Annotated in this window: 11 protein-coding genes; 7 read left to right on the forward strand and 4 right to left on the reverse strand. The window is 63.0% G+C overall.

Features of this window, described 5'->3' with window-relative positions; all coding sequences use genetic code 11:
• Nucleotides 1-33: 33 nt before the first annotated feature.
• Complete coding sequence (locus G7016_RS11270) at nt 34-984, forward strand: 2-hydroxyacid dehydrogenase (protein WP_181114102.1); 951 nt, start codon at nt 34-36, stop codon at nt 982-984.
• A 44-nt stretch (nt 985-1,028) separates the two neighbouring features.
• Here the strand turns inward: G7016_RS11270 and G7016_RS11275 are convergent, their stop codons facing one another.
• From G7016_RS11275 to G7016_RS11285, 3 genes are read right to left on the reverse strand one after another with little or no spacing between them, the layout of a single operon-like run.
• Entirely contained in the window at nt 1,029-1,643 is a 615-nt protein-coding gene (locus G7016_RS11275) for a DUF3237 domain-containing protein (RefSeq protein WP_181114104.1), read from the reverse strand.
• Nucleotides 1,644-1,692: 49 nt separating this feature from the next.
• Nucleotides 1,693-3,561 carry a CocE/NonD family hydrolase gene (locus tag G7016_RS11280; RefSeq protein WP_181114106.1) on the reverse strand — a complete coding sequence of 623 codons (1,869 nt, stop codon included), beginning with the start codon at nt 3,559-3,561 and terminating at the stop codon, nt 1,693-1,695.
• A gap of 21 nt (nt 3,562-3,582) precedes the next feature.
• A complete protein-coding gene (locus G7016_RS11285; protein ID WP_181114108.1) occupies nt 3,583-4,335 on the reverse strand; it encodes a TorF family putative porin in 753 nt (250 codons plus the stop codon).
• A 192-nt stretch (nt 4,336-4,527) separates the two neighbouring features.
• On the opposite strand from G7016_RS11285, the gene G7016_RS11290 reads away from it, so the two are divergent.
• Entirely contained in the window at nt 4,528-5,418 is an 891-nt protein-coding gene (locus G7016_RS11290; RefSeq protein WP_181114110.1) for a helix-turn-helix domain-containing protein, read from the forward strand.
• Here the strand turns inward: G7016_RS11290 and G7016_RS11295 are convergent.
• Nucleotides 5,415-5,924: a GNAT family N-acetyltransferase gene (locus G7016_RS11295; protein WP_181114112.1), complete on the reverse strand. Its 510-nt coding sequence runs from the start codon at nt 5,922-5,924 to the stop codon at nt 5,415-5,417. The genes G7016_RS11290 and G7016_RS11295 overlap by 4 nt on opposite strands.
• 178 nt (nt 5,925-6,102) lie before the next feature.
• Between G7016_RS11295 and G7016_RS11300 the strand changes: the two genes are divergently transcribed.
• The 5 genes from G7016_RS11300 (at nt 6,103) to prpF (ending at nt 12,762) form a co-directional block, all read left to right on the forward strand.
• The gene (locus G7016_RS11300) at nt 6,103-6,798 is read left to right on the forward strand and encodes a GntR family transcriptional regulator (protein WP_181114114.1); all 696 of its coding nucleotides are present in this window, start codon (nt 6,103-6,105) and stop codon (nt 6,796-6,798) included.
• A gap of 21 nt (nt 6,799-6,819) precedes the next feature.
• The gene (gene prpB, locus G7016_RS11305) at nt 6,820-7,710 is read left to right on the forward strand and encodes a methylisocitrate lyase (protein WP_181114116.1); all 891 of its coding nucleotides are present in this window, start codon (nt 6,820-6,822) and stop codon (nt 7,708-7,710) included.
• A gap of 58 nt (nt 7,711-7,768) precedes the next feature.
• Nucleotides 7,769-8,896: a bifunctional 2-methylcitrate synthase/citrate synthase gene (prpC, locus tag G7016_RS11310; protein ID WP_181114118.1), complete on the forward strand. Its 1,128-nt coding sequence runs from the start codon at nt 7,769-7,771 to the stop codon at nt 8,894-8,896.
• A gap of 65 nt (nt 8,897-8,961) precedes the next feature.
• On the forward strand, nt 8,962-11,556 hold the full coding sequence (gene acnD / locus G7016_RS11315) for a Fe/S-dependent 2-methylisocitrate dehydratase AcnD (protein WP_181114120.1): 2,595 nt from the start codon (nt 8,962-8,964) through the stop codon (nt 11,554-11,556).
• 24 nt (nt 11,557-11,580) lie between these two features.
• Nucleotides 11,581-12,762 (forward strand): 2-methylaconitate cis-trans isomerase PrpF, encoded by a 1,182-nt coding sequence (prpF, locus tag G7016_RS11320; RefSeq protein WP_181114122.1) that lies wholly within the window; start codon nt 11,581-11,583, stop codon nt 12,760-12,762.
• Nucleotides 12,763-12,771 lie beyond the last annotated feature (9 nt).

A 12,771-nucleotide genomic window follows, 5' to 3' on the forward strand; every position in this document is an offset into this window, starting at 1 on the left:
GCCCGATAGCGGGCCGTTCCTGCGGAGCACTGCATGACTGACAACACTGTGGACGTACTGGTATGGGGCGCGTTGAACCCGAGCCTGATGGCCAACCTGCAACAGCATTACCAGGTGCATAACCGCGCCGAGATCACTGACCTGCAGGCCTGGGGTGACACTCATGGCGCGAAGATCACTGCGGTGATCACCAGTGGCGTGTTCGGTACCGAGATCGACGTACTGGAGCGCCTGCCCAACCTCAAGGTGGTGTGCAGCTTTGGCGTGGGCTATGACGCCATCGACATCGCCTACCTGGCTGACCGTGGCATTCCGGTGAGCAACACCCCAGATGTACTCAACAACGCCGTGGCAGAAACCGCCATGGCGCTTACCCTGTGCCTTACTCGCCGCATCAGCGAGGCTGAGCGTTTCGTGCGGGCGGGCGCCTGGCCCACCGGCAAGTTCCCTCTGGGGCGCCAGCTCACCGGCAAAACCTGCGGCATCGTGGGCCTGGGCAAGATCGGTAAAACCATTGCCCAGCGCGCCGCCGCGTTCGAGATGAACATCGCCTATTTCCGCCGGGGCGAGCCGTATGCCGGGATCGACTACACCCATTACAACGACCTGGCCGAGCTGGCCCGGGCAGCCGATTACCTGATCGTGATCGTGCCCGGCGGTGCTGGTACCCAGCACCTGATCAACCGCGAAGTGCTCCAGGCCCTCGGCCCGGACAGCTTCCTGATCAACGTGGCCCGTGGCTCGGTAGTGGACGAGCAGGCGCTGATTGCCGCGCTTCAGGCCAAGGAGATTGCCGGCGCGGCCCTGGACGTATTTGAAAACGAGCCCCACGTGCCCAGCGAGCTGATGAGCATGGACAACGTGGTGCTGGCCCCGCATATCGGCAGCGGCACCCACGAAACACGCCAGGCCATGGCCGACCTGGTGTTCGCCAACCTTCAGCAGTTCATGGCCGACGGCACCCTGATCACGCCGGTGGAGTGACGCCTAGGCGCGGCCTGGTTATGCGGGCCGCGCCCTTGCCTTGTTTAAACGCCTTCTACCCGATAGCAGCCGATCAATACTTCGTCGTCCGCTACATCGTCGATGGTGCCTACGAACACGAAGTCGCTCAGCCACGCGTAGCGGCCGGGGGGCGTCTTGAACGAAGGAGTGGTACGGCAGTAGTAATCCTCTGCGGCGGGCGTCTGCCCCTTGGCAAGTTTCGCCTTCCCCGCTTCGTTGGGCCGCCAGATGCCGGGGTTGTGAATGATCAGCACATGGCCGTCGTCGGTTTTCAGCCGGTACAAAGCCTCGATCAACGTCACGCCGTCGTCGCGCTCTACCGACATGTCCGCGCCGCCCGGGATTACCGTGCCGGAGAGCCCCTGCCCGGCGAAATGGCCACCTACAATGGGGTAGTTGATTCGGTGCCCGTCGGCGCCTTTGCCCATGTCTTCTTCCGGGCCCAGTTTTACGTTGATCTGCAGCACGCGTTCAGTGCTGATGCGACCAGCTGTGTTGTCAGCAACCAAGCGCTTGTCCCCGGGCGTAGTGGCAGCTCTGAGTTGCCCCGCAACTGCAAGTGACAGCGCACCCAAGGCAATGGGCGCATTGCGCAAAAGGTGCCTGCGATTGAAACCTGTCGCGTCATATTCGCTCATGGTGTTCTCCTGAGCCGCCGATTGGCGGCGAGCACGGGTGGTAAGGGGTTCATTTCAACGGGTCGGGCCGGCACGGTTGTTTGAGGAGCGAGCCACAGGGCGGCTGTGTGGTGGGCACTGTGACCCCGCCGAGCACCCCCAGCATCAGCCGCGACGGATGTTGCCCGTCATGGAGCACTTTGTTCACCGCCGGCAGCGAGAAGCTGTCAAAACCATAACCGCCGGTACGCCCCGGCGCATCGATCCAGATCCGCACCTGGCTGCCTTTGCGGAACACATGGGAAAACGGCGAGAGCTCTACCCGCCCAAGCACGGGTTCCTCCGGGTATAGCGGCTGGATGCTTTCAGGCGTGTCCAGCAGCCAGGGGCGCAACGCGGTTGACCGCGAGGCATCGAGTTGGCGCGCAGATAGCCGCAACCAGCCGCGCTGCACATACACTTCCTGACCGTCCGCGAGCACCTGGGTTATGGTCACCTGCACATCCGCATCCGGCCCCAGGCTGGTGGACAGCCACAAGTCCGCGCTGGCGGGGCCATAAACGACCATGTCGTCCGCCAGCGGCGGGCTGGTGTAGGCGACGCTGCCTTCTTTCCAGCCGGGCTTCTGATCGCCCCAGGCATTGTCGACTTCGTAGGTGTTCACATCCGGCCCCGCAACAGGGTAGCGGTACTCATCCGGCTCGCCGCCGGGCGCGCCATCGCGGACCAGCCGATGGCCCTCACCCAGCACAAATGCCGCCGGGGTAACCGCCACCGGGAAGCTGCCCCGCTGGATAGTCCAGCCCGGGGTCGCCTGTTCATTGATCGCGTGCTCGTCGTGGCTGGCGGCGGTGGTTTCCTGCCAGATCTCTACCCGCGGTTGTTTATCAAAACCGTTCTGTTCACCCTTTACGAAACGGTCGAAGAAACGAATGAGCTTGTCGCGAAAGTGAAGGGATTCGTAAAGGTCGTGCTGGCCGTTGGTTTGCACGATGTACAACCGCTTGGGGTCCACAGTTTCGTGGTAATAGCCTTCCCTGGCCATCACCGCTTCGTCCTGCCACGCTTCCATGGAAAGAATGGGCACCTGGATTTGATGGGTATGGGCGCGAATGCTGCGCGATTCTATCCACGCGTCACGCAACGGGTGGATCGCCAGTTGCACCATCAGCGAAACCTTGCGAACGTTTATGTCGTTCCTATCCAACTGCGCCAGGCAGCGGGCGTCTTTTTCGGTCTCGGCGCTTGCACGTACCGCCTTCCAGCGTTGGTCCAGGTACCAGTGCCAGCCTGTCACGAATTCAGGTGCGGGGACCGCCCCCGGCGCCCAGCTGTCGCCGCGCGGTTCACCCAGCGCCATGCCCGGCGCGATGGCCTTCAGGTGCGGTGGCCGCTCAGCGGCAGTCTTGAGTTGGGACATTCCGGCCCATGACCAGTTGGCCATGCCAATGGCGCCGGTCGACCACGGCTGCACCGCGGCGAACTCCACCGCATCACGCCCATCGGTGCCATAGGCCTTGCCCAGAAAATCAAACTGCCCTTGGGAACACCCCGTGCCCCGGGCGCTTACGCCCATCACGGCATAACCATTCTCCAGCAGGGCTTTGTCCAGGCCCACGGAAAAGGTTTCGTCGTCGGCCAGATAGGCCGAGCCGCCGATACTGCCTGAGTCGTAGCCGCTGTATTTGAGAATGACCGGGTACTTGCCCTCCCCTTTGGGCAGCAGCACGGAATACCGCAGCGAGGTGCCGTCGGCGGCCTTCAAATAGCCTGTGACGCGCTTACCCCAGAACGGCTCCCAGTGTCGCGCTGGAGCAGTGGAGGCCGCCTGGTCGGGCACGTCCTGGGCATCGACCCAGGCAGACAGCAATACCAGCACGCCGCAGCTGCCCCAGACAGTAATGTTCCTGCAGACGGATCTAACGGTGGAATGGCTCATGCAAAGGGTACCTGCGCGGGTTCAAAAGGTTTTGGTGGCGCTGGCGACCAGAGCGGCCGAGCACACGTCCTTGTAGGTGTTCACCGAAGCGCATTCGGCGCGTGACAGGTCGGTATCGATATAACTCAGGCGCCACTCCACGCCGATGGCCTCACGGTTGATGCCCACTTCCCAATCGCGGTAGGCGCTGCGGGTGGCGCCACTGCCGGACACCCAGACGTCATCCTTGGCGTCGCTGTAGCCATAGCGGGCATCCAAGCTGAAGCCCTGGGGCAGTTCGAGGGTGTATTTGGCCCAATACACTGCATGGTCATCGTCGAAAGGCTTCACCTCGGATGTGTACTTCATGCCCAGCTCCACCCCGTAGGCGTCGACGGTGCCCACCCACTCGCCATAGTTGTATTCGCTGTTTTTGGGGTAGTCGTACTCGAAATAGGTCAGGGACATTCCGGCCACTTCGTTGAAGCGGGTCGAATAACCTACGTAGTAGTCGTATTCACGGTGGGTAGCGGTGCCGAAGTCCACATTGGAGGTAAACACCCCCGCATAGAAGCCGCTGCTGTGGGTCAGGCTTGCATCGAACTGCAAGGCCGGGTCGCCCAGGGTTTGCGAGATTCCGCCCGTGCGGTAGTCGCTCAATGCGCCGATCACCAGGCTTGCCTCCACGTCTTCGGTCAAGGGCATGCCCCACGCCGGCATCGCGACGCCTGCGGCTGCAGCCGTTGTAATAGCCGTCACAACCGTCATTGCCTGATAGTGCCTGTTCGCTTTCATCGTCCGCGCCTTTTGTGCTTGTTGTTGAACGGCAGCGTTGTATTGCCTGGATGGCGGGAGCGATGTTAGGGAGCGCAACCCCTTCCATCTATCCATCTTGCGCACACATGAAAGGCACTGTTATGGTGCATAACCATTAATAAAAATAACGGTTATCCTGATGCAACGTGAACGTTGCGAGGGGGGCGGGAAATGGGGATTCGGGCGTATGACATCGTGCACATCGAGCAGCAGGAAAAGGCCTTCGGCGGCTGGCGAGAGCATTACCAGCAAATGTCGTGCGGTATATTCCGCAACCGGGTCGTCCAGCTCGAACTCGACGGCGTGCAGGTGTTTCAGGAACGTATCAATACGCGCGTGGAGCAGTATTTTCATGCCCCGGCCGACGCACTGAGCTTCTGCTTCGACCATTGTGAGCAGGCGTTGTACGTGCTCAACGGAGACAGCGAAAACACGTGGATCACGCCCCGGGATTACGCTGAAACCGGGCTGGTATTCTCCGGTGGGTTCCTGGCCCGGGCCGGTGCCATGAATATTCATGCACTGGACGGCCTGTTCATGACACCGCTGCGCTCATCCCATTGCCCGCTGTTCGAGCGTTGGTTGGGAGGGTTGCTGTCGAACCTGTTAAGCACCCAGGGCGATGGACCCCACGACAACCTCGCCCACCAGTTGCTGGAAGACTGCTTTTTCGTCGCCGAGAGCGCTGCGGCCCGTCTCGAAGGCACCACTCGAAGACGCGCACCCATTGGCCGCCGCATCGTTCGCTGCGCTGTCGAGTTGGTAAATGCCCAGCCGGAGGAACTGTTCAACTCGCTTCAACTGGCGACGGCTGCCAGCGTCTCGGTGCGGCAATTACAAAAGGCTTTTCTAGACTTCACCGGCGTTACGCCCAGTGCATGGCTGAAACTACGCCGGCTGAACGCTGCCCGCCGAGACTTGGCAAGCGCCCATCCCCGCCTCACCGTAGCTGAAGTAGCCATGCGCTGGGGCTTCTGGCATTTGGGACGGTTTTCCCGGGAATATCGACAACTGTTCCAGGAATTACCCAGCCAGACGGTGGCCCGTCACCCCTCTGGCTAATCGTGCTGCAATGGCCGTTGCATATGAAGCGTACGCCATAGCGGGTCCGGGTCCTGAACGATCAATTCAAAGCCCTGCCGTTCCCAGAATGCCTGCGCGCCAGGCAGGAACGGGTGGGTGTGCAGGTACATCACTTCAACCCCCTCTTCTTCTGCCTGCTGTTGCAGCGCCTGGTACAACGCACTGGCCAACCCGGCGCCGCGGTACTGGGGTAGCACGAATAAACGCACCACTTCCACAACCCTCAGCCCGAGATAAGGCAGCGCCGGGAAGCGCCGGTCGTAAGGCACGTAACCGATCACGCCCACTACCTCGCCCTCATCCAGCGCCAGCAAAAAGCGGCCGGGGCCGTTGATGTAGGTGGCCTCGAAAGCCGCCAGATCGGCCGGCATTGCGGTGCCTTCGAGTGTGGGGAACATTTGTGCGCGAGCGGCGAGTACGAAGGGCAGCACCTTCGGGATAGTGCCGACAGTCGCGCCATCGATCACCCACCTGCCGTCAGCCATTGATCTCTACTCCGCATATCCGTTGCCCAGTGTGCCGCGCGCGGGAAAACGGGTCCAGCGAGTCATTTACCGCAGGGCATATCGGGCAACCTAGAAGCCCAGGCGATTGTCGACACTGCATTGACTTATCGCTATATGCGGGAGTAGATTCCGCTCATCAATCGTGGATGTGTCGACAATGCCCACCCCACAAGAAGCTCCGGAAGCGCTCGCGCCTGATTCCGCCACGCTCTCCGAGAACGTGTTCCGGCGAATCCAGGCGGCCATCGTGGGCGGCGAAATTGCCCCGGGCAGCAAGATCTCCGAGCCGGAGCTGGCACGGGTATACGGCATCAGCCGTGGGCCGCTGCGCGAGGCGATCCACCGGTTGGAGGGCCAGCGCCTGCTGGTGCGGGTGCCGCATGTGGGCGCGCGGGTGGTGTCGCTCAATCGCGCCGAACTGATCGAGCTGTACGAAATTCGCGAATCCCTCGAAGGCATGGCCTGCCGCTTGGCGGCCGAACGCATGACCGACGCACAGATCGACGAGTTGCGCGCGGTGCTTCACACCCATGAACAGGACGCCGCGTTCCAAGCGGGCGTGGGCTACTACCAGCAGGAAGGCGACTTCGACTTCCACTACCGGATCATCCAGGGCAGCGGCAACCGCACCCTTACCCAAATGCTCTGTGGCGAGCTGTATCAGCTGGTGCGCATGTACCGCATCCACTTTTCCGCCACGCCCAACCGGCCCCGCCAGGCCTTTGCCGAACACCATCGCATTCTCGATGCCATTGCCGACCGCGATGGCGAGCTGGCCGAACTGCTGATGCGTCGGCATATCGCGGGGTCCAAGCGCAATGTCGAGCGTCATTATCAGGACGCCGTCCAATAACAACAGCCTCTGAGGTGAGTCATGAGTCAGCCAAGCAGCCCCGGCCAGCGTTTTCGCGACGCGGTCGCCAATGAGCAACCGTTGCAAGTGGTTGGCGCCATCAACGCCAACCATGCCCTGCTTGCCAAGCGGGCCGGGTTCAAGGCGATCTACCTGTCTGGCGGGGGCGTAGCGGCCGGCTCGCTGGGCCTGCCGGACCTGGGCATTACCGGCCTGGACGACGTGCTGATCGACGTGCGCCGTATCACGGATGTGTGCGACCTGCCCTTGCTGGTGGACGTGGACACCGGTTTTGGCTCCTCGGCGTTCAACGTGGCACGCACCGTGCGCTCGATGATCAAGTTCGGTGCCGCGGCTATCCACATCGAGGACCAGGTAGGCGCCAAGCGCTGCGGCCACCGCCCAAATAAAGAGATCGTTTCCCAGCAGGAAATGGTCGACCGCATCAAGGCCGCCGTGGACGCGCGCACCGACGACGCGTTCGTGATCATGGCGCGTACCGACGCCCTGGCCGTCGAGGGCCTGGAAGCTGCCCTGGACCGTGCCGCCGCCTGCATCGAAGCCGGCGCCGACATGGTGTTCCCGGAAGCGATCACCGAGCTTGAGATGTACAAGCTGTTCGCCCAGCGGGTGAAGGCGCCGATCCTGGCCAACATCACCGAATTCGGCGCCACACCGCTGTTCACTACCGATGAGCTACGTAGCGCGGAGGTGTCGCTGGTGCTGTACCCACTGTCGGCCTTCCGCGCCATGAACAAGGCCGCGGAAAACGTGTATGGCGCCATCCGCCGCGACGGCACGCAGAAGAACGTGGTCGACACCATGCAAACCCGCATGGAGCTGTACGACGCCATCGACTATCACGTGTTCGAGCAGAAGCTCGACGCCCTGTTTGCCCAGAACAAGCGCTAAGCCTGGCGCCGTGATGCATTGCCAATTCTTATAAAAAATCCAAGCGTGGAGACTGCAAATGGCCGAAGCAAAAGTATTGAGTGGGGCTGGCCTGCGTGGCCAGGTGGCAGGGCAAACCGCGCTGTCCACGGTAGGCCAGGCGGGTGCCGGGCTGACCTACCGTGGCTATGATGTGAAAGAGCTGGCTGAACATGCCCGCTTCGAAGAAGTGGCCTACCTGCTGCTGTACGGCGACCTGCCCACCCAGGCTCAGCTCGATGCGTACCTGGATAAACTTCAAGGCTTGCGTGACCTGCCGCAAGCCCTGAAAGAGGTGCTGGAACGCATCCCGGCCAGCGCTCACCCGATGGACGTGATGCGCACTGGCGCCTCGTTCCTGGGCAACCTGGAGCCGGAAACCTCCTTCGAGCAGCAACGTGACGCCACCGACCGCCTGCTCGCAGTGTTCCCGGCGGTGATGTGCTACTGGTACCAGTTCAGCCACCACGGCAAACGCATCGAATGCACCAGCGACGAACGCTCTCTGGGCGGCCACTTCTTGCACCTGTTGCACGGTAAAACCCCGGTCGAGCTGCACCGCAAGGTAATGGACGTGTCGCTGATCCTGTACGCCGAGCACGAATTCAACGCCTCCACCTTCGCCGCCCGCGTGTGCGCTTCTACCCTCTCGGACCTGCATTCGTGCATCACTGGCGCCATCGGCACCCTGCGCGGCCCGCTGCATGGTGGCGCCAACGAGGCGGCGATGGCGATGATCGAGAAGTTCGGCTCGGCGGAGGAAGCGGTGCAAGGCACCTTGGCGATGCTGGCGCGCAAGGACAAGATCATGGGCTTCGGCCATGCCGTGTACAAGGACAGCGACCCGCGTAACGAAGTGATCAAGGGCTGGTCGAAAAAGCTCGCCGACGAAGTGGGCGACACTGTGCTGTACCCGGTGTCCGAGGCCATCGACAAGACCATGTGGGAACAGAAAAAGCTGTTCCCTAATGCCGACTTCTACCATGCCTCGGCTTACCACTTCATGGGTATCCCCACGCCGCTGTTCACCCCCATATTCGTATGTTCCCGCGTCACCGGTTGGGCCGCCCACGTGTTCGAGCAGCGCGCCAACAACCGCATCATCCGCCCCAGCGCCGAATACACCGGCGTCGACCAGCGCAAGTTCGTGCCAATCGAACAACGCTGACCCGGCCGGGCGCGTCGCCACGCGCGCCCTGCCCTTTACCGTGCCCCGTGACCGAGCCGCTAGCCATGAATACCAAGTACCGCAACACCCTGCCCGGTAGCCCGCTGGACTACTACGACGCCTGCGCAGCGGTTGACGCCCTGCAGCCCGGGGCTTACGCGACGCTGCCGTACACCTCCCGCGTGCTGGCGGAGAACCTGGTACGCCGCTGCGACCCGGCCACGCTGGACGCTTCGCTGTTGCAGCTGATCGAGCGCAAGCGCGACCTGGACTTCCCCTGGTTCCCGGCCCGGGTGGTGTGCCACGACATTCTCGGGCAAACCGCCCTGGTGGACCTGGCTGGCCTGCGCGATGCCATTGCGCGCCAGGGCGGCGACCCGGCGCAGGTGAACCCGGTGGTGCCTACTCAACTGATTGTCGACCATTCGCTGGCGGTGGAATGCGGGGGGTTCGATCCTCAAGCGTTCGAGAAAAACCGCGCCATCGAAGACCGCCGCAACGAAGACCGTTTTCACTTTATCGACTGGACCAAAAAAGCCTTCCGCAACGTGGACGTGATCCCGCCGGGCAACGGCATCATGCACCAGATCAACCTGGAGAAAATGTCCCCGGTGATCCAGGTGCGCGAAGGCGTGGCCTTCCCGGACACCTGCGTGGGCACCGACAGCCACACGCCACACGTGGATGCGCTGGGGGTGATCGCCATCGGCGTGGGCGGCCTTGAAGCGGAAAGCGTGATGCTCGGCCGCGCGTCGTGGATGCGCCTGCCGGAAATTGTCGGCGTGGAACTGACCGGCAAGCTGCAGCCCGGCATCACCGCCACCGACATGGTGCTGGCGCTGACCCAGTTCCTGCGCCAGCAGAAAGTGGTAGGCGCCTGGCTGGAGTTCTTCGGCGAAGGGGCTGCTGCGCTGACCCTCGGCGACCGCGCAACCATTTCCAACATGGCGCCTGAATACGGCGCTACGGCGGCGATGTTCCCTATCGACGCTCAAACCATCGACTACCTGCGTCTCACCGGCCGCGAAGATCAGCAAGTGCGACTGGTGGAGGACTACGCCAAGGTGACCGGGCTGTGGGCGAGCGACCTCAGCGAAGCGGTGTATGAACGCAACCTGGCCTTTGACTTGTCTTCGGTGGTGCGCAACATGGCCGGGCCAAGCAACCCACACGCGCGCTTGGCGACCGCCGACCTGGCGACCAAAGGCATCGCTGGCCCGTGGGAAGACATCCCCGGCCAGATGCCTGACGGCGCGGTGATCATTGCCGCGATCACCAGCTGCACCAACACCAGCAACCCGCGCAACGTGATCGCCGCCGGCCTGCTCGCCCGCAACGCCAACCGCCTGGGCCTGACCCGCAAGCCGTGGGTGAAAACCTCCCTGGCGCCCGGTTCGAAAACCGTAGCGCTGTACCTGGACGAGGCCGGCCTTACTCACGAGCTGGAGCAATTGGGTTTCGGCGTGGTGGCCTTTGCCTGCACCACCTGCAACGGCATGTCCGGGGCGCTGGACCCGGCCATCCAGCAGGAAATCATCGACCGTGATTTGTACGCCACCGCCGTGTTGTCGGGTAACCGCAACTTCGACGGGCGCATTCACCCCTATGCCAAGCAGGCCTTCCTTGCCTCGCCGCCCTTGGTGGTGGCCTACGCCATCGCCGGTACCATCCGCTTCGACATCGAAAAGGACGTGCTGGGCATTGGTGCCAATGGCGAGGAAATCCGCCTGAAGGACCTCTGGCCGAGCGATGAAGAAGTGGACGCTGTGGTGAAATCCTCGGTCAAGCCCGAGCAGTTCCGCCAGGTGTACATCCCCATGTTCGCGGTGCACGAAGACACTGGGCCGAAAGTACCGCCGCTCTACGACTGGCGCCCGATGAGCACTTACATTCGCCGCCCACCCTATTGGGAGGGCGCGCTGGCCGGCGCGCGGCCGCTCAAGGGCATGCGCCCGCTGGCGGTGCTGGGCGACAACATCACCACCGATCACCTCTCCCCGTCCAATGCCATCCTGCTGGACAGCGCGGCCGGTGAATACCTGGCGAAAATGGGCGTGCCGGAAGAAGACTTCAACTCCTACGCCACTCACCGCGGTGACCACCTCACCGCCCAGCGTGCGACCTTCGCCAACCCCAAGCTGTTCAATGAAATGGTGCTGGAGGATGGAAAGGTGAAGCAGGGTTCGCTGGCGCGGGTGGAGCCCGAAGGCCAGGTGATGCGCATGTGGGAGGCCATTGAAACCTACATGGAGCGCAAGCAGCCGCTGATCATCATCGCCGGTGCCGACTACGGTCAAGGCTCATCGCGGGACTGGGCCGCCAAGGGCGTTCGCCTTGCGGGCGTGGAGGCCATCGCAGCCGAAGGCTTCGAACGCATCCACCGCACCAACCTGGTGGGCATGGGCGTACTGCCGCTGGAGTTCCTGCCGGGCACCAACCGCCACACGCTGGCCATCGACGGCACAGAAACCTACGACGTGGTCGGCCAACGCACACCGCGCGCGCTGCTTACCTTGGTGATCCACCGGCGCAATGGCGAGCGCCTGGAGGTGCCGGTGACCTGCCGCCTGGACACCGCCGAGGAGGTATCCATCTATGAGGCCGGCGGTGTATTGCAGCGCTTCGCCCAAGACTTCCTCGAATCCTCGTCGGCAGCCTGAATACCTTACCTGGAGCGGCCTGTGATGCCCCATGCCCCACAAATCAAAATCCCCGCCACCTACATGCGTGGCGGTACCAGCAAAGGCGTTTTCTTTGCGTTCGATGACCTCCCCCCGGCTGCGCAAGCGCCCGGTGTGGCGAGGGATGCTTTATTGCTGCGCGTGATCGGCAGCCCCGACCCGTATGGCAAGCAGATCGACGGCATGGGCGGCGCGACGTCCAGCACCAGCAAAACGGTGATCATTTCGCGCAGCCAACGGCCTGATCATGACGTGGACTACCAGTTTGGCCAGGTGTCCATCGACGCCGCCTTCGTGGATTGGAGCGGCAATTGCGGCAACCTTTCCGCTGCCGTGGGGCCGTTCGCCATTGCCCAGGGCCTGGTGGATCCGGCGCGAGTGCCGCACAACGGCATCGCTACGGTGCGCATCTGGCAAGTGAACATCGGCAAGACGATCATCGCCCACGTACCGATCACCGATGGCCAGGTACAGGAGACCGGTGATTTCGAGCTGGACGGCGTGACTTTCCCTGCCGCGGAAGTGCAGCTGGAATTCCTCGACCCTGCTGCCGATGATGCAGAGGGCGGCGGCGCGATGTTCCCCACCGGCAACCTGGTGGACGAGCTCGAGGTACCCGGTGTGGGCACCTTCCGCGCTACGCTGATCAACGCCGGCATCCCCACCATCTTTTTGAACGCCGAGGCGCTGGGCTACACCGGCACGGAGTTGCAAGGCGCGATCAATGGCGATGTCGAGGCCCTCACACGGTTCGAAACCATCCGGGCCTACGGCGCCCTGCGCATGGGCCTGATCACTCATCTGGATGAAGCGCTCACGCGGCAGCACACGCCGAAAGTGGCCTTTGTGGCACCGCCAGCCGGCTACACCGCTTCCAGCGGCAAAGTGATCGCGCCCGAAGACGTCGACCTGCTGGTGCGCGCGCTGTCCATGGGCAAGCTGCACCACGCCATGATGGGTACGGCAGCGGTGGCCATCGGTACCGCGGCGGCAATTCCGGGCACCCTGGTGAACCTGGCGGCGGGCGGCAGCGAGCGGACGTCCGTCCGCTTCGGCCACCCTTCCGGCACCCTGCGGGTAGGCGCCGAGGCGAAGCAGGTAGACGGCCAGTGGCAGGTCACCAAAGCGATCATGAGCCGCAGCGCGCGGGTGCTGATGGAGGGGTGGGTCAGAGTGCCGGGGTAGGAAGGAAGC

The organism is Pseudomonas japonica (assembly GCF_013522925.1).
Lineage (GTDB): Bacteria > Pseudomonadota > Gammaproteobacteria > Pseudomonadales > Pseudomonadaceae > Aquipseudomonas > Aquipseudomonas japonica_A.

Bases quoted from the DNA above. Each gene is read 5' to 3' on its own strand.
- G7016_RS11285 (WP_181114108.1), bottom strand. From the start codon at position 4,335: ATGAAAGCGAACAGGCACTATCAGGCAATGACGGTTGTGACGGCTATT.
- acnD (WP_181114120.1), top strand. From the start codon at position 8,962: ATGAATACCAAGTACCGCAACACCCTGCCCGGTAGCCCGCTGGACTAC.
- G7016_RS11290 (WP_181114110.1), top strand. From the start codon at position 4,528: ATGGGGATTCGGGCGTATGACATCGTGCACATCGAGCAGCAGGAAAAG.
- G7016_RS11270 (WP_181114102.1), top strand. From the start codon at position 34: ATGACTGACAACACTGTGGACGTACTGGTATGGGGCGCGTTGAACCCG.
- G7016_RS11280 (WP_181114106.1), bottom strand. From the start codon at position 3,561: ATGAGCCATTCCACCGTTAGATCCGTCTGCAGGAACATTACTGTCTGG.
- prpC (WP_181114118.1), top strand. From the start codon at position 7,769: ATGGCCGAAGCAAAAGTATTGAGTGGGGCTGGCCTGCGTGGCCAGGTG.
- G7016_RS11295 (WP_181114112.1), bottom strand. From the start codon at position 5,924: ATGGCTGACGGCAGGTGGGTGATCGATGGCGCGACTGTCGGCACTATC.
- prpF (WP_181114122.1), top strand. From the start codon at position 11,581: ATGCCCCATGCCCCACAAATCAAAATCCCCGCCACCTACATGCGTGGC.
- G7016_RS11300 (WP_181114114.1), top strand. From the start codon at position 6,103: ATGCCCACCCCACAAGAAGCTCCGGAAGCGCTCGCGCCTGATTCCGCC.
- prpB (WP_181114116.1), top strand. From the start codon at position 6,820: ATGAGTCAGCCAAGCAGCCCCGGCCAGCGTTTTCGCGACGCGGTCGCC.
- G7016_RS11275 (WP_181114104.1), bottom strand. From the start codon at position 1,643: ATGAGCGAATATGACGCGACAGGTTTCAATCGCAGGCACCTTTTGCGC.